Below are 15,890 nucleotides of genomic sequence, written 5' to 3'. Positions count from 1 at the left end.
ACTCGCAAGTAGGCGACAGGGTGACGTAATAATCCTTGGGTGTCGCCTGCTAATGGTAGAGTCGCGTTTTTTTCAAGGAGGCAATGGCATGCGGAAGGTAGTAGTGGGCGCATTGGTGCTGGCGATGCTCGGCGGTTGCGCAGGTTCGAAGATGAACACGGCGCGCGCCGGTACACCCTACAAGACCCTGGCTTCGGACAAGGCCGCGCTGGTGGTTGCTCAATGCATCCAGTTCGGCTGGCAGGACGAGAGCGTGTTCGGCGTCGATGCCGGCGGGTTCAAGGAGCCGACCGAGGCCGGAGGTTTCACGGTCTACACCACCGGCGGCGATTACTTTGTGGATGTGCGCACTGCCGGTGCCGGCTCCACCATCAATTACTTCGCCGCCCAGGACGATATGCCAGCCAAGCGCCGGTTGGCCGCTCTCGCGACCTGTCTGTAATCCGTTGCCTTAGCCGTTTTCGGAAATGCCCGGCGGGACAGCCACTGGGCATTGCCTTATGATTCACTCGCTCGCTCGACGTGATGGCTCTTTACCAGTACACGGATGTCGAGGCCCAACGTCGGGCGGGCACCCTTTGCATCGGCGCGTGCCTTCAACGGGGCATATAGCCCAGGTGCCAGCGGCGGGGGATCTTCAACGTCACCACCCCCAGGAATGCCGCCAGGGCACCGCTGATCAACAGCGCACGCAGGCCCAGCTGGTGCTCCAGCAGCGCCCCGAGCACCGCGCCGACAAACATCCCCGTCCACGGGATCAATTGCACACGCCAGCCACTGCGCCGTTCTCCCATCATCCAGCGGCCCAGCCCGCGCCCGAAGCGTGAAAGCGCCCCGGTGACATAGGTGAGACCCACCGGCAAGCCGTTGACCTCCTCGACCGCCGCATTGAGCATGCCCATGGCCACGATCGCCGCCAGCAACGCCGGCAACATCTCCGCAAACGGCCATAGCGCACCGCCGCAGAGCAGGGCCGCGATGCACAACAGCAAAGGCAGGGCATGGCGTTGACTGACGCGACTGACGACCACCCCCAACGCGTTGCCAGCGATAAAGGTAGCAACCAGCAACAGCAGGCGCCCGGTCAGGCCGAGGTCACCCTCGCTGATCGCTACCGCCAGGCGCGTGGTGTTACCGCTCATGAACGAAACAAAGTCGCCGCTGGCCATGAAGCCAATGGCGTCCGTCATACCCGCCAGCACCGAAAGGCTGGCGACCAGCATCAAGCCGACTCGGCCGCGCCATCGCTCTCGGTGAGCGAGTGCGGCGTTGGTGTAAGGCTTGCGGGATGAAGGCAGCATGGGGCCGGGTTCCTCGGTGAGATTATCCGGCCACTACCGTAGGACGCTTTGTGCGTCCGCGCAATGATCTCAGACACCCTCCAGTCGCCAACCCTCGTTTCGCCAGGTCAAGTAGTGGGTGGGCTCGATGGCCTGCAGAAAGGCTGCGTCGTGTGACACCGCGACGATCGCCCCATTAAAACCTTTCAACGCCTGTTCGAAGGCGAGCACCGACTCCAGGTCCAGGTGATTGGTCGGCTCGTCCAATAACAGCAGTTGCGCCGGGACTTGCCGCCACAGGGCGACCGCCATCGCGGCCTTCAAGCGTTCGCCGCCGCTGAGGTGCCCCGTCGGTCGTGTCACCCGCACCGCATCCAGTTGCAGCAGGGCCAGTCGGGTGCGCACGTCGGCTTCCGCCAGCGGTGTGTCGAGCAGGTTGAGTTGCTCGATGATGGAGCGCTGGTCGTCCAGCAATGCCAGGTGCTGATCGATGTAGGCACACGGGACCGGCACTGAGCATTCGCCACTGACCGGCTGCCATTGGGCCGCCAGCAGCTTGAGCAAGGTGGATTTACCGCAACCGTTCGGCCCACGCACGGCGACGCGCACGGGGCCCGCCAGGCTGAACGTGATCGCCGGCTGATCCACCCACGGCAGGCGGGCCTCGACCAGGGCCACGACTTGCCGGCCATTGGGGACTGCCGAATCCGGCAAGGCCAGCAACGTTGGTGTCTGTTGCGCCACCCGTTCGTAGGCGTGGCGCACCTGCGCATCCAGCTCGTTCTTGCAGGCCTGATGGGCACTGCGCAGCGTGCTGACGATTTGCGTCGCCGCGCCTTTCCAGCGGGCCTTGGTGAAGCGGTCGACGTTGGCGGTCTCGGCATGCTTGCGTGAACGGGCGGCGCTGCGCTGCAGGCTGTCATGGTCATTTTGCAGGCGCCGACGCTCGCGACTGCGTTCCAGGCGGGCGTGTTCCCAGGCCGAGACGGCGGCGTGTTGCTCGGTGTCGCGCTGTTTACGATAGGCCTGGTAATTGCCGCCATACACACGAGCGCCGAGGGGCGACAGTTCGATGATGCGGCCCAGGCTGTGGAGCAGTTGCCGATCATGGCTGACCACCACCAGGCCGCCGCGCCAGTCGTGCAGCGCTTGCAGCAGCCACTCGCGACCGGCGCTGTCGAGGTGGTTGGTCGGTTCGTCCAGTACCAGCAACTGCGGCGCCGCCAGGAGGGCGCCGATCACCGCGACTCTGGCCAACTGGCCACCGCTGAGTCGATCGGCTGCGGCGTTGAAGTCGAGGCCGTGCAGTCCGGCTGCATCCAGGGCTGTACGCAGGCGTTCGGCAAGGCCCCAGCGCTCGTCAATCAGTTCCAGGTCATCGCTTTGCCCCTGGCCTTGGGTCATGCGTGCAAGCGCGGCCAATACTGGAGCGGTGCCCGTGACATCGGCCACAGTTGTTCCGGCCCGGATGGCCAGGGCCTGCGGGACGTAGGCCACGCTGGCGTATGCCTTGAGTGTCCCGGAGGAGGGGCCCAGAACCCCGGCGATCAATTGCGCCAGGATGCTTTTGCCGCAGCCATTTCGGCCAACTATCCCGGTGGGGGTGTGATCGATGGACAGGTTCAGGTCTTCCAGCAAGGTTTCGCCATGGGCGAACTGGAAGGACAGGTGTTGCAGGGATACAAGCACGGGCAGCCGGTTGACGTCAGTCATCAGCACCTCCAAAAAAATGTCGACAGGCCAACAAGCGCGCCAGGCGGCTCGTTGCAGATACATTTTGGAAGGCTTAGTGATTCACGTCGGCGGTCGTCCCATGAGTTGGAAGGGAGGCAGAGGCTAGCCTACCTTGGCCTTGTCCGGCAAGTCGGCAGCCAGTTGTTCCAGGAACATCGCCAGCGCGACTTCCTCGGCTTTCAGGCCCTTGCGTACCCGCGGCCTGGGCAGTTTCGATAGCTGGCCGAGGCTGAAATGCTCAAGCACCGCCGGGTGGATATAACACTTGCGGCATACCGCCGGCGTGTTGCCCAGTTGCTTGGCGACGTCCTTGACCATCGCCACCACATGGCGTTTGGCGTCGGACTCCGGTTGCCACTCCAGTTCGCGCAGGACCGCCAGCGCCATGGCGGTGCCGGCCCAGGTGCGGTAGTCCTTGGCGGTGAAGTCGGCGCCGGTGAGGCTGTGCAGGTAAGCGTTGACGTCATGGGAGCTGACCGTGCGGCGTTCACCGTCTTCGTCCAGGTACTGGAACAGGTTCTGCCCCGGCAACTCCAGGCAGCGCTTGACCACGCTGGCCAGGCGTCGGTCCTTGACGCTGACTTGATGCTCGACACCACTCTTGCCGCGAAACTGGAACTGGATCTCGCTGCCCTTGATGTCCACATGCCGGTTGCGCAGGGTGGTCAGCCCGTAGGATTTGTTGGCACGGGCGTATTGGGTGTTGCCGACCCGAATCAATGTGGCATCCAGCAGCATGACCACGGTGGCCAGCACCTTTTCCCGAGTGAACCCCGGTTCGGCGAGTTGCGCTTGCAGCTGCTTGCGCAGTTTGGGCAGGGCTTCGCCGAACGCTTGCAGGCGTGCGTATTTGTCAGTGTCGCGTACTTCACGCCAGCGTGCGTGGTAGCGGTACTGCTTGCGTCCGCGCGCGTCACGGCCGGTGGCTTGCAGATGGCCGCGCGGGTCGGCGCAGATCCATACATCGGTATAGGCGGGCGGTACGGCCAGGGCGTTCAGGCGCTTGATGTCTTCGGGATCGGTGATGCGCTTGCCCTGGGGATCAAAGTACTGGAATTTGCCACGCAGCTTTTTACGGCGAATGCCTGGCTGCGTGTCATCAACATAATGCAGGTCGTGGGGCAGGTCGGCGGGCAACGCAGAATCGGGCATGGCGCAGGGTCCTTGGCAATCAGTCAGGCCGGTATGTCTGATTGACCGCAGGGTTTTGCGGTCGTGCCAAAAAGGTTTGTCATGCCAATACGGCAACCGCCTTGATCTGCGCCCATAGCATCTGCCCAGGGTGCAGTTGCAATTGGTCGCGGGAGAAACGGGTGATCCGCGCCAGTAACGGCGTGCCGCCAGCATCCAGGCGCACCAACACGTGGGCGCTGTTATCCGCTGAAATTTCCTGGGTAACCGTCACCGGCAGGCGGTTGAGGATGCTGCTGGGTTCTTCGCCTTGCAGGCTGAGGCTGACATCCCGCGCCTGCACCTTGATCCGCAGGGCCTTGCCCAGTGCGAGCGGCGCATGGGCCACACGCATGCGCAAGGCGCTGCCGGGCAATTGCAGGGTGAGCAATTGGTAATGCTCATCGTAGGCGCTGACGGTGCCGCTGATCACCACGCCGGCGTCGTCGCCCAACGCCAGGGGCAAGTCCAGGCGAGCCAGGGTTTCACCGATGGGGCCACTGGCCAAGGCTTTGCCTTCGCTGAGTAATACGATGTGATCGGCCAGGCGTGCCACCTCGTCCTGGGCGTGGCTGACATAGAGCACCGGGATATCCAGTTCGTCATGCAGGCGCTCCAGGTACGGCAGGATCTCGCCCTTGCGTTTGCTGTCGAGCGCCGCGAGCGGTTCATCCATCAGCAGTAACTTGGGGCTGGTCAGTAATGCCCGGGCGATGCCAATGCGCTGGCGTTCCCCCCCGGACAGGTGCTGGGGATGACGTTCGAGCAAATGCCCGATCCCCAATAAGTCCGTGGCCTGGGCCATGTCAACGCGCCGCGCCTGGCGAGGGATGCGCTTGAGGCCGAACTCCAGGTTGGCCCGCACGGACAAATGCGCAAACAGGCTCGCCTCCTGGAACACATAACCCAGCGCGCGCTTATGCGGCGGCACGAACAGCCCGCTGCGGCTGTCCTGCCAGATTTCATCGTTGACCTGGACAAACCCGTCCTTGGCGCGCTCCAGCCCGGCGATGCAACGCAGGCAGGTGGTCTTGCCGGAACCCGAATGCCCGTACAGGGCTGTCACGCCGCGACCGGGCAAATGCAGGTCCACCTCCAGCGCAAACGCGGCGTACTTGAGATGCAGGCGCACATTAATCATCGACATCAACTCCAGCCCATCTTGGTTTTACGGCTGGAGTAGAGCGCCAGCAATACAAGGAACGCGAAGATCACCATGGAACCGGCCAGCCAATGGGCCTGGACATACTCCATCGCTTCGACATGGTCGTAGATCTGCACTGAGACCACCCGGGTCTTGTCCGGGATATTGCCGCCGATCATCAGCACCACGCCGAACTCACCGACGGTATGGGCAAAACCGAGAATCGACGCGGTGATGAATCCTGGGCGTGCCAGGGGCAGGATCACCGTGAAAAACGTGTCCCAGGGATTGGCGCGCAAGGTCGCAGCCACTTCCAGCGGGCGTGTGCCGATGGCGGAGAAGGCGTTTTGCAACGGCTGCACCACAAACGGCATGGAATAGATCACTGAACCGATCACCAACCCGGCGAAACTGAAGGTCAGGGTGCCCAGGCCCAGCCATTGGGTGAACTGGCCGAAATAGCCATTGGGCCCCATGGTTAACAGCAGGTAGAAGCCAATGACCGTGGGCGGCAGCACCAGCGGCAGGGCGACGATCGCACCAATGGGGCCGCGCCACCAGGAGCGGGTGCGCGACAGCCACAGGGCAATCGGAGTGCCGATGACCAGCAGGATCACAGTGGTCAGTGAGGCCAGCTTGACGGTCAACCAGATAGCGGAAAAATCGGCACTCGAAAGTGGCATTTAGAGCTCATAACCGTAGGATTTGATAACGGCAGCGGCTTTTGGCCCTTTCAGGTACTCCACCAGTGCCTTGGCTGCGACGCTGTCTTTGCCTTTGTTGAGGATCACCGCATCCTGCTTGATTGGGTCGTGCAGCGACGCGGGGACAATCCACGCCGACCCGCTGGTGACTTTGCCGTCTTTATAGATCTGCGACAAGGCGACGAATCCCAGCTCGGCGTTGCCGGTGGAGACAAACTGGTAGGCCTGGGTGATGTTTTGGCCTTCAACGATCTTGTCCTTGACCTTCTCGGTCAAGCCTTCTTTGGCCAGCACCTGGGTGGCAGCGAGGCCGTACGGCGCGGCTTTCGGGTTGGCAATGGAGAGGTGCTTGAAGTCGTTCTTGTTCAGGACCTCGCCCTTGGCGTCCACATAGCCTGCTTTGGCCGACCACAGCGCCAGGGTGCCCACCGCGTAGGTGAAACGCGAGCCCTTAACGGTGGCGCCTTCGTCTTCGAGTTTTTTCGGGGTGGTGTCGTCGGCGCTCAGGAACACCTCGAACGGCGCGCCGTTCTTGATCTGGGTGTAGAACTGCCCGGTGGCGCCATAGGCCGCGACCAGTTTATGGCCGGTGTCTTTTTCGAAGTCAGCGGCAATTGCCTGGATCGGTGCGGTGAAGTTGGCGGCCACGGCCACCTGCACTTCATCGGCATGGGCCGAACCCACGGCGAAGGCAGCCATCAGGGTGGCCAGGGCGGTTGGGGCCAGGCGTGCGGCGCGAATCATCATGAAGCAGCTCCTTGGGACGTGTACGGCTTGTTATAGGTTGAAGGCTTAACCGCTATGTATGGGAATATATAGCGGTTGGCCATTGCCGGTACAGTGCAAAGTTGCCACAGGCCTGCTTCTACTTGAGCTTCGCCAGGGTTTGCCTGGCCAGTTCGCGGGTCAGCTCAAAGGTTCCGATATCCTTGCCCAGCCGCAGCGCTTGGCCTGACCACAGGTTGCTGAAGCCCGCTTCGTCCTTGGCCTTGAGTGGCATCAAGGCCCCACCAGCCCGCGGAAACGCCGGAGCCAGCGGGTTGATCGCCCCCAGTTCACGCATGACGCGGTTGACAATGCCACGCGCCGGCCGGCCGGTGAACAAGTTGGTCAGTGCAGTTTCGCTGGCCTGGGCATGACGTAACGCATAATGGTGGGACGCACTGACGTTCGCTTCGGGCGTGAACAGGTAGGCGGTACCCATTTGCACGGCAGAAGCACCCAGGGCGAACGCCGCCACAATGCCACGCGCGTCACCAATACCCCCGGCCGCAATCACCGGCACGCTGACCGCGTCGACAATCTGCGGCACCAGTGCCATCAAGCCAATCTGGGTGTTGAGGTCGTCGCTCAGGAAAATCCCACGGTGCCCGCCCGCTTCAAGGCCCATGGCAATGATTGCATCGCAGCCCTGCTGTTCCAGCCACACGGCTTCTTCGACGGTGGTGGCCGAGGAAAGCACCTTGGCCCCCGTGGCTTTTACCCGGTCAAGCAACGCTTTTTCCGGCAGGCCGAAGTGAAAACTCACCACCTCGGGGCAAAATGCTTCTACGACCTGGCACGCCGCGTCGTCGAACGGCGCACGGTTGGACACGGGAGTCGGCGCATCGAAGTCGGCGCCCAGTTCGCGGTAGTAGGGTTCCAGCAGATGCTTCCATTGACGGTCACGCTCGTCGTCGACCAATGGCGGCTGATGGCAGAAAAAGTTCACGTTGATCGGCCGCGTGCTGCCCTGGCGGATAGTGGCCAAGGCTTCGCGCAGTTGCTCGGTGCTCAGCGCCGCGGCAGGCATCGAGCCCAGCGCGCCGGCTTGGTTGGCGGCGATGACCATGGCCGGGGTGGTGGCACCGGCCATGGGTGCCTGGATGATGGGCACGTCAATGCCCAACAGGTCGAGAATACGGGTGTCTGGCCAGGTGCTCATAGGATGCGTCTCCAGCGTTAGTAAGACTGTGCGCTGTTTTAGCAGGGCCCTTGGCACCCGGCCAGTCTGTTTTATTCACTGGACGAAGCGGGTATTTCGTGCACGGTCATCAGTCGATGGCGTAGATCTGCGGGGCGAAGTGGCCGGCAAGGTCGAGGCTTGCCTGGCGCAGGACCTGGCGTTGACCTACATCGGCATCCGTCAGGCTTTTGTCGGGCTTTCCCGTTCCAGCAGTTGCCGCTTGCGCTCCACGCCCCAGCGGTAGCCCGACAGTTCGCCATCACTGCGCACCACGCGGTGGCAGGGAATGGCCACCGCGAGGCTGTTGGCCCCACAGGCCTGGGCCACCGCCCGAAACGACTGGGGCGCGCCAATCCGCTGGGCGATCTGCGCGTAGCTGGCGGTACTGCCCGGCGGAATGTCGCGCAAGGCCCGCCATACCCGTTCCTGGAACGCCGTGCCGCGCAGGTCCAATGGCAGGTCGAGGCCCAGGGCCGGCGCTTCGATAAAACCCACTACTTGCGCGATCAATTGTTCGAAATCGCGATCGGCGCCGATGATGTCGGCTTTAGGAAATTGATCCTGCAGGTCGCGTACCAGCTTGTCTGGGTCGTCGCCCAGCAGGATCGCGCAGACGCCGCGATGACTCTGCGCAACCAGAATCGCGCCCAGCGAACATTGGCCAACGGCAAAACGAATCGTGTTGTTGGTGCCGCCGCCCTTGTAGTCGCTTGGCGTCATGCCGAGTAACTGATTGGCCGATTCATAGAAGCGGCTGTTGGAGTTGAAGCCGGCGTCATACAGGGCGTCGGTGACCGAACGCTGATCCTTGAGCCCATCGCGGATTTTGCGCGAGCGATGGGCACTGGCGTAGCCCTTCGGGGTCAGGCCGGTGACGGACTTGAATACCCGGTGGAAGTGAAAGGGGCTCAACCCGGCGTGCTGGGCCAGTTGCTGCAGGCCTGGCGCGGTGTCGGCCTGCTCGATCTGCCGGCAGGCGTCGGCCACCAGGCGGGCGTGATGCGCGGCCCGTTGCGTCTGATCGCCGGCGGCACGCTTGCTGGGCCGGTAGCCTGCCGCTTCGGCCTGTTGCGCGGTGTCAAAGAATTCGACGTTTTCCGGGCGCGGCAAACGCGAAGCGCTGCTGGGGCGGCAATACACGCCGGTGGTCTTCACGCCGTAGACAAACAGCGCGTCGGCCTCGGGGTCACGGGCCAGGATGGCTGCCCAGCGGGGGTCTTGTGGATTGATCATTGCCTGCACTCCTGACGGGTCACCGCCAGATTAGTCGGGACGCCTCGGCCTGGCACTCTGAAGCTTGCGGTCAAATCAGCCGGCGGTGCGAAAGGTCAGGTTGATACGTTGCGGGCCCATGATGGGATGCACGCCATCCTTGATCGGCATCACCCCATGGAAACGCAAGCGATCGACACCGCCCCACACCACCACATCGCCGTGGAACAACGAGACTTTTTGCGCCTTGTCGCTGCGTTCATGGCCACCAAACAGGAAGATCGCCGGTAGCCCCAGGGACACACTCACGACGGGCGCCGAGTAGCGGCGCTCGTTTTTGTCCTGATGCAATGACATCTTTGCCCCTGGCACGTAACGGTTGATCAGGCAGGCGTCGGGCACAAAGTCGTTGAACCCGGCTTGCGCGGCCGCCTGCACCGCCAGTTGGCGCATCGCGTCGGGCAGTGCCGGCCAAGGCTGCTGGTTGCGCGGGTCCAGCGCGCTGTAGCGGTAGCCGTTGGCATCCGTGTTCCAGCCCAATTCGCCGCAGCTGCTCAAGGCCGCCGACATGGTAAATCCGCCTGGGGTGACCATCTTGCGAAATGGCGATTGCGCCAGTACACGGCGCAATTCGGGTAGGAGGCGCTCAATCCAGGGCAGGGCATAACCTCTGAGGACGTAGGACTGTTCGCCAATCTGCTCGCGCTTCTGCGGTTGTTGCAGCGCATCATCGGCAAACAGGTCAGCGGTAGGGCCGGTCATGTCCTTACAGCGCCTTGCTCACATTGATGTCGGTGATTTCGTCGTTGGCATCGTGAATTTTTGCCAGGGCTTGCTTGGCTTCTTCAACGCTGTTGGTGTGCAACTGGGCAAATTCAAAACGACGCTCGCCGTTGAGCTTGTACTTGATGACGTATTTGGTGGTGGTCACAGCTTTTTTCCTGTCGAGAGTCCGGATCAGCTCAGTTTGGAGCTGGTGCGACGAACGATGCGGATCTTGTGGGACAAGGTGGGTTTACGGGTGACGCTGATGGCGCGGCGGGTCACGACGTCCAGGGTGATGTTCCAGAACCCGGTGCTCGGCGCGGTGATTTTTGCCGGGAATTTGTCGAAAGCGCCGCCGTGGTAGGTGTGGCGCCCGCCATTTTTGAAGCTGCGAAAGTTGGCGTCGCTCATCAGGCGAATGTTGCACGTTTGCGAGCATTCGATAACAACGATGTCTCCTTCGTTGAGGTGCTCGCGCTGGTGGATGAATTTCATGGGGGTGTCTCCAGAAGGGCTTTTTCTGAAAAATCAGAACGATACGTAGGTTAAGATGGAGTTTATCAGCCCCAGCGCGTTTATTATCGGGCCGTCGTCGACGACTTTGACAATTTAAAACAGTTATCTACCGAGTTATCAGGGATAAATCCTACTTTGGCGGGAGAAAATTACCATCCCCGCTGTCGTAGGGTCTTTATCGGAGGTTTTTTATGAAGTGGAGTGTGTTGGTTCTGGCCCTGGCGCTAGGTGGGTGTGCTTCGGTTGCAGACATCAAGCAGACCCCGCCGACGTTGGCGGTTATATCCGGGAAAAAACCACAGGAATATGCTGCCTGTGTGGTGCGTAAACTGTCCACGACGCGCCGGCCGCCGCAGATCGAACCTCATAAGGAGGGGGTACAAGTCATCGTGCCACAGAAGTTCTCCGCCGACCCTTCTGCGATTTTCGAGATCGAAGAGCGTTCCAGTGGCAGCAGCATCAAGCTCTACGAGAGCATGTCCAACGTGCCTATCCGTCCGGGTGACGTTAAGAAGGCCGGTGAAGAGTGCATTTCCGGCTAAGTCGCGTGAACCCGCCGCCCCTTGAATCCGATAAAAGAAGCCTGGCCCTGTCGTAACAGCGCCAGGCTTTTTTATGAGTTGTCGCCACCCGCCAAGCGTTACAACCGGAGCCTGGGTGCCTGCCTGGGACGGAGCAGCCTACGTCAACAGCCACGAGCGGCCACGCGGGGGTCAATCTTTACGCTCAAACCGCAGAGGGCGTGCTGATCGGGCAGGGCGTCCGTTAAACTGTCGGTCATTCAATGCAAAAATGCCGCTCAAGCCTTGGGTTTGCGCGGCATTTGTCTTTATGTGGAAACCTGTCATGAAACGCGAACACGTCAGAGCCCAACATGCCGAGGGTCAGATTTCGGCCACCCATGTCATCCAGAACCCCGCCGATCCAGGCGAGTGGATCGTATTCTTCAAGAAAAGCGGTGGGCGCAGTTTTTTCCTGGTGGATGATCAGGATGAGGTGGAGTCGTTCCAGCGCCTGGACGACCTGATCGAGACCATTCGCGGCCTCGGCATCAAGTTTGCGGAAATTCACATGTAGGGCACTTGCGCCTACTTGCAGACCACTACCACGCTGCGGCTTTTGAAGTTGCCGACATCCTTGCCCAGGGTCTTGTCATCTTCACTCAACGCCGGCGTACCCTCGGTACCGACGATGCGATAACCGGTGCCCGCGCAGGAGGCGTCAGCCTTTTCGTAGCAACTGGCCCAGGAGTTGGCTTCGCCCGAGCAATCGATGGTCAGCCCCTGTTCGCCGTTTTTCAGATAGACGTCAGAGGTGGTGGTGCAACCGGTAAGCGCCAGTACCGCAGTCAGGGCCAGAATCTTGTTCATGTGTGTTCGTCGTCAAAGGTGTTGGAAGGAGCGCGGACACTGTCGTGGGGCGTTTGCGGAAGATTATAGCGAACTGCCATGTAGGTACAGACAAACACAAAAAAGCCCCATTGAACGGGGCTTTATGCGCTGGGCGGCGAGGTTTACTTGCCCTTCGGGCGCTTGCTCGACGCGTGGCCTGCTTCATCCACGAACACTTCGGCAACCGCAATCGCTTCACGTTCGGTCGCGAATGTGCCGGCGACGCTGTCTCCGTGGAAGTTGATCAGGTGCCAGCCGTCCGCACGCTGGGTGATCAGGTAGCCATTTACGCCTTTGGGTTCTGACATCTATTAACAATCTCGTGGTCGGATTCAAAGGCGTAATGATAGCGCCAAATGTCGCAGGCTCGCCGAAGTTATTCCATGTCAATGTCTGGCGCCGAAAAGCGTGCTAAAAAGGTTGGGTCCCTTTTAAATCGGAGGAAAAATCTGATTTGGAGGTGTCGTTAGTGAAGCGCTTCGTAGGATTAGCGGAACTTACGACGACATTTTTTCTCTATGTTGACATCGCAACGCCAGCAGGACCCATTGTAAGGTGACTGCGGCCTGATTAGACTGCGCCGAATTCCGTACGCACAGCCCTTTGTAAGGACTCATATGATCAAGAAATGCTTGTTCCCAGCAGCCGGTTACGGCACTCGCTTCTTGCCAGCGACCAAGGCCATGCCCAAAGAGATGCTGCCGGTGGTGAACAAGCCACTGATTCAGTACGGCGTCGAAGAGGCACTGGATGCCGGCTTGAACGAAATCTCTATCGTTACTGGCCGCGGTAAGCGCGCGCTGGAAGACCACTTCGACATCAGCTACGAGCTGGAAAACCAGATCAAGGGCACCGACAAGGAAAAATACCTGGTCGGCATCCGTAAACTGCTCGACGAGTGCTCGTTCTCGTACACCCGCCAGACCCAGATGAAAGGCCTCGGCCACGCCATCCTCACCGGCCGCCCACTGATCGGTGACGAACCGTTCGCCGTGGTCCTCGCGGATGACCTGTGTGTAAACCTGGAAGGCGACGGCGTCCTGACCCAAATGGTCAAGCTGTACCAGAAATACCGTTGCACCATCGTCGCGGTTCAAGAGGTTGACCCTCAGGAAACCAACAAGTACGGCGTGATCGCTGGCGACGACATTGGCGACGGCCTGATCCGCGTACGCGACATGGTCGAGAAGCCAGCACCGGAAGATGCGCCGTCGAACCTGGCGATCATCGGTCGTTACATCCTGACCCCGGACATCTTCAAGCTGATCGAAGAAACCGAGCCAGGCAAGGGTGGCGAAATCCAGATCACCGACGCCCTGTTGAAGCAGGCCAAAGACGGTTGCGTGATTGCCTACAAGTTCAAAGGTCGCCGCTTTGACTGCGGTGGTGCCGAAGGCTACATCGAAGCGACCAACTTCTGCTACGAGCACTTCTACAAGACTGGCAAGGCTTACTGATTCACGGTTGCCCGCCTGATTTAAAGTACGAACGCTAGAGAAAGCCACCTTCGGGTGGCTTTTTCGTTTTTCAGCCCCATGTAAGTCGGTATGCTGATGGCCTGCCGAGGAGAGTGAAATGGCCTACGATTTTGACCTGTATGTAATTGGCGCCGGTTCCGGTGGCGTTCGTGCGGCGCGCTTTGCCGCCGGTTTTGGTGCCAAGGTGGCTGTCGCAGAAAGCCGCTACCTGGGAGGTACCTGCGTGAACGTCGGCTGCGTGCCGAAGAAGCTGTTGGTGTACGGCGCGCATTTTGCCGAAGATTTCCAGCAATCCAGTGGCTTTGGCTGGTCCCTGGGGGAGGCGAACTTTGATTGGGCGACCCTGATCGCCAACAAGGATCGCGAGATCAACCGTCTCAATGGCATCTATCGCAACCTGCTGGTCAATAGCGGCGTCACCCTGCATGAGGGGCACGCACGGCTGGTCGACCCGCATCAGGTGGAGATCAATGGTGAGCGCTTCACCGCCAAGCATATCCTGATCGCCACGGGCGGCTGGCCGCAGATCCCTGAGATTCCGGGGCGCGAGCATGCGATCGGTTCGAATGAGGCGTTTTTCCTGAAAGAGCTGCCCAAGCGTGTGCTGGTGGTGGGGGGCGGTTATATCGCCGTCGAGTTCGCCGGGATATTCCATGGCTTGGGGGCCCACACTTCCTTGTTGTATCGCGGCGACCTGTTCCTGCGTGGTTTCGACGGTTCGGTGCGTACGCATTTGAAGGAAGAGCTGACCAAGCGCGGCCTCGACCTGCAGTTCAACGCCGATATCGAGCGCATCGACAAGCAGGCCGATGGCAGCCTCAAGGCAACGCTGAAAGATGGTCGAGTGCTGGAAGCCGATTGTGTGTTCTACGCCACCGGCCGTCGTCCGATGCTGGATAACCTGGGGTTGGAAAACACTGGCGTCAAACTCGACAAGCGCGGCTTTGTCGAAGTGGATGACCTATACCAGACCGCCGAATCGTCGATCCTGGCCATTGGCGATGTGATAGGGCGCGTGCAATTGACCCCGGTCGCCCTGGCCGAGGGCATGGCTGTGGCGCGTCGCTTGTTCAAACCTGAGCAATATCGTCCGGTGGACTACGCGATGATCCCGACGGCGGTGTTCAGCTTGCCGAATATCGGCACCGTCGGCCTGACGGAAGAAGAAGCGAACGAAAAGGGCTATGCGGTGCAGGTCTTTGAAAGCCGGTTCCGGCCGATGAAGCTGACGCTGACAGACTGTCAGGAGAAAACCTTGATGAAGCTGGTGGTCGATGCCGACACCGACAAAGTGCTGGGTTGCCATATGGTTGGCCCAGACGCCGGCGAAATCGTGCAGGGCCTGGCGATCGCGCTCAAGGCGGGCGCGACCAAGCAGCATTTCGATGAAACCATCGGCGTGCACCCCACGGCGGCGGAAGAGTTCGTCACCATGCGCACGCCCGTGGCTGGCTGATCAGGCTTTAGGCGTGGCCTCTGGCGCCGTTGCAATGACGGCCGCCAGGCGCAACGCGTCGATGGTGGCCTGGGCCTTGATCAGGTCCAGTTCCAGCGCCTTGTTCGTCTGCTGGTGGGCGATCAGCGCTTCCTGGCGTGATTGACTGTCCAGTACTGCGACGCGCAGGCGCTCCTGAAGCACGGTGCGTTCGTTGTCGATCTGATTGACCTGCTCGCTCAGCTTGAGCTGGTGAGCCTGATCCTTGCGGATTTGCTCCTGCAATGCACTGAGTTCCTTCGTTGTTACCCGTTGCTCGATCAGCAACCGCTCGTTGTCGCGGTGCAGTTGAGTGATCTCGTCCTGGCGCACCATGGCGCTTTGCTGGGCCTGGCGCAGTTCCGCCTGGACCTGCTGCAGCTGGCCTTCATGGCGACGCTGTTCCTGCTCGCGCTGCTCCTTGATTGCAGTGCGGTAATGCTCCAGCGCATCCCTGGCATGCAGGTGCTTTTCTTCCAGGGAGCGAATCTGTTCGTCCTTGTCACTGATCCGCAGCTCGTAGTCACTGCACGCCTGGCTGAGGCCGGCGTTGCGGGTTTGCTCGGTCTGCAGGCTGGTGCTGGCGGTTTGCAGGGCGGCACTTTCTTCGGCGAGGGCCGCGGCCTGGATATCGAATTGCTGCTGCAGCTGGCTGTGGGCCTCTTCCAGCGCTTTGATCTGGGCGAGCAGGGCGGTCTTCTGCTGTTCAAACTGCGCCAAGGCCAGGTCAATCGGCTCCTGGGCTTTCTCTTTCAAGCGCTGGGCCAAGCGCGCCACCAGTTCGCCAAGCTCCTCGTCGATGGGGGCTTCGGTAATGGTCAGGCGGGTTTCACTCTCATCCAATTCTTTCAAATAACGATGAATCGTGGTTTTCGAGCCGGTATTGCCCATTTCGATGCGCACGGCATCGATGCTGGGGTTCTCGCCGCGGGCAAGGATCGCCAGGCGTGCCGTTTGAACTACTGCTTTGTTTATGCCGCCGCGAGCCATGGGGTCTCCGTCGATTTAGTACTGTGGTACGTATTATGTAGATACATACTATATCACGAATAAAATAGGGTTCAAATTCATGATTTA

19 protein-coding genes and 1 pseudogene are annotated in these 15,890 nt (G+C 60.8%); 6 read left to right on the top strand and 14 right to left on the bottom strand.

Annotated elements, in window-relative coordinates; translation table 11 throughout:
* Nucleotides 1-88 precede the first annotated feature (88 nt).
* Entirely contained in the window at nt 89-442 is a 354-nt protein-coding gene (locus tag QU606_RS19995) for a hypothetical protein (protein WP_024075657.1), read from the top strand.
* 154 nt (nt 443-596) lie between these two features.
* On the opposite strand, the gene QU606_RS19990 is transcribed toward QU606_RS19995, so the two are convergent.
* From QU606_RS19990 to QU606_RS19940, 11 genes are all read right to left on the bottom strand, one after another.
* The gene (locus QU606_RS19990) at nt 597-1,301 is read right to left on the bottom strand and encodes a YoaK family protein (RefSeq protein WP_024075656.1); all 705 of its coding nucleotides are present in this window, start codon (nt 1,299-1,301) and stop codon (nt 597-599) included.
* Between the two features lie 69 nt (nt 1,302-1,370).
* Nucleotides 1,371-2,993: an ABC-F family ATP-binding cassette domain-containing protein gene (locus QU606_RS19985; RefSeq protein WP_304997392.1), complete on the bottom strand. Its 1,623-nt coding sequence runs from the start codon at nt 2,991-2,993 to the stop codon at nt 1,371-1,373.
* Between the two features lie 123 nt (nt 2,994-3,116).
* Nucleotides 3,117-4,166, bottom strand: coding sequence for a DNA topoisomerase IB (locus QU606_RS19980; RefSeq protein WP_024075654.1), 1,050 nt, complete (start codon nt 4,164-4,166; stop codon nt 3,117-3,119).
* 79 nt (nt 4,167-4,245) lie between these two features.
* Entirely contained in the window at nt 4,246-5,331 is a 1,086-nt protein-coding gene (modC, locus tag QU606_RS19975; protein WP_024075653.1) for a molybdenum ABC transporter ATP-binding protein, read from the bottom strand.
* On the bottom strand, nt 5,331-6,011 hold the full coding sequence (modB, locus tag QU606_RS19970) for a molybdate ABC transporter permease subunit (RefSeq protein ID WP_304997391.1): 681 nt from the start codon (nt 6,009-6,011) through the stop codon (nt 5,331-5,333). The genes modC and modB overlap by 1 nt, the downstream gene beginning before the upstream one ends.
* A complete protein-coding gene (gene modA / locus QU606_RS19965) occupies nt 6,012-6,731 on the bottom strand; it encodes a molybdate ABC transporter substrate-binding protein (RefSeq protein ID WP_370531124.1) in 720 nt (239 codons plus the stop codon). It lies immediately after the preceding gene.
* A 166-nt stretch (nt 6,732-6,897) separates the two neighbouring features.
* The gene (locus QU606_RS19960; RefSeq protein ID WP_304997390.1) at nt 6,898-7,956 is read right to left on the bottom strand and encodes a nitronate monooxygenase family protein; all 1,059 of its coding nucleotides are present in this window, start codon (nt 7,954-7,956) and stop codon (nt 6,898-6,900) included.
* Between the two features lie 201 nt (nt 7,957-8,157).
* Nucleotides 8,158-9,210 carry a bifunctional DNA-binding transcriptional regulator/O6-methylguanine-DNA methyltransferase Ada gene (gene ada / locus QU606_RS19955; protein ID WP_150294677.1) on the bottom strand — a complete coding sequence of 351 codons (1,053 nt, stop codon included), beginning with the start codon at nt 9,208-9,210 and terminating at the stop codon, nt 8,158-8,160.
* Nucleotides 9,211-9,285: 75 nt separating this feature from the next.
* Entirely contained in the window at nt 9,286-9,951 is a 666-nt protein-coding gene (gene alkB, locus QU606_RS19950; protein ID WP_069076037.1) for a DNA oxidative demethylase AlkB, read from the bottom strand.
* Between the two features lie 4 nt (nt 9,952-9,955).
* Nucleotides 9,956-10,120 carry a hypothetical protein gene (locus tag QU606_RS19945; RefSeq protein WP_168232635.1) on the bottom strand — a complete coding sequence of 55 codons (165 nt, stop codon included), beginning with the start codon at nt 10,118-10,120 and terminating at the stop codon, nt 9,956-9,958.
* Between the two features lie 26 nt (nt 10,121-10,146).
* On the bottom strand, nt 10,147-10,449 hold the full coding sequence (locus QU606_RS19940; protein ID WP_024075646.1) for a DUF1883 domain-containing protein: 303 nt from the start codon (nt 10,447-10,449) through the stop codon (nt 10,147-10,149).
* Between the two features lie 212 nt (nt 10,450-10,661).
* Between QU606_RS19940 and QU606_RS19935 the strand changes: the two genes are divergently transcribed.
* The 3 genes and pseudogenes from QU606_RS19935 to QU606_RS19930 all read left to right on the top strand — a co-directional run bounded on the left by QU606_RS19935 (nt 10,662) and on the right by QU606_RS19930 (nt 11,547).
* Nucleotides 10,662-11,012 (top strand): hypothetical protein, encoded by a 351-nt coding sequence (locus QU606_RS19935; protein WP_024075645.1) that lies wholly within the window; start codon nt 10,662-10,664, stop codon nt 11,010-11,012.
* 121 nt (nt 11,013-11,133) lie between these two features.
* Nucleotides 11,134-11,239 (top strand): annotated as a pseudogene (locus QU606_RS33055) (cytochrome C); the annotation flags it as partial.
* A 77-nt stretch (nt 11,240-11,316) separates the two neighbouring features.
* Nucleotides 11,317-11,547, top strand: a complete 231-nt coding sequence (locus tag QU606_RS19930) for a hypothetical protein (RefSeq protein WP_069076036.1) — start codon at nt 11,317-11,319, stop codon at nt 11,545-11,547.
* An 11-nt stretch (nt 11,548-11,558) separates the two neighbouring features.
* On the opposite strand, the gene QU606_RS19925 is transcribed toward QU606_RS19930, so the two are convergent.
* Nucleotides 11,559-11,840, bottom strand: a complete 282-nt coding sequence (locus QU606_RS19925; RefSeq protein ID WP_024075349.1) for a hypothetical protein — start codon at nt 11,838-11,840, stop codon at nt 11,559-11,561.
* Nucleotides 11,841-11,983: 143 nt separating this feature from the next.
* Complete coding sequence (locus QU606_RS19920; protein ID WP_016969599.1) at nt 11,984-12,169, bottom strand: hypothetical protein; 186 nt, start codon at nt 12,167-12,169, stop codon at nt 11,984-11,986.
* Between the two features lie 309 nt (nt 12,170-12,478).
* On the opposite strand from QU606_RS19920, the gene galU reads away from it, so the two are divergent.
* Together galU and gorA are read left to right on the top strand one after the other, a co-directional pair.
* Nucleotides 12,479-13,318, top strand: a complete 840-nt coding sequence (gene galU / locus QU606_RS19915) for a UTP--glucose-1-phosphate uridylyltransferase GalU (protein WP_003212579.1) — start codon at nt 12,479-12,481, stop codon at nt 13,316-13,318.
* 118 nt (nt 13,319-13,436) lie between these two features.
* Nucleotides 13,437-14,795 carry a glutathione-disulfide reductase gene (gorA, locus tag QU606_RS19910; RefSeq protein WP_304997389.1) on the top strand — a complete coding sequence of 453 codons (1,359 nt, stop codon included), beginning with the start codon at nt 13,437-13,439 and terminating at the stop codon, nt 14,793-14,795.
* On the opposite strand, the gene QU606_RS19905 is transcribed toward gorA, so the two are convergent.
* Entirely contained in the window at nt 14,796-15,803 is a 1,008-nt protein-coding gene (locus tag QU606_RS19905) for a DNA-binding protein (RefSeq protein ID WP_069076034.1), read from the bottom strand.
* Nucleotides 15,804-15,890: the final 87 nt, after the last annotated feature.

The sequence above is a fragment of the Pseudomonas sp. OVF7 genome, from assembly GCF_030644265.1.
GTDB classification, from domain to species: domain Bacteria; phylum Pseudomonadota; class Gammaproteobacteria; order Pseudomonadales; family Pseudomonadaceae; genus Aquipseudomonas; species Aquipseudomonas gorinensis.
Note: the sequence above shows the minus strand (reverse complement) of the source record. Positions and strands in the feature narration are given on the sequence as shown.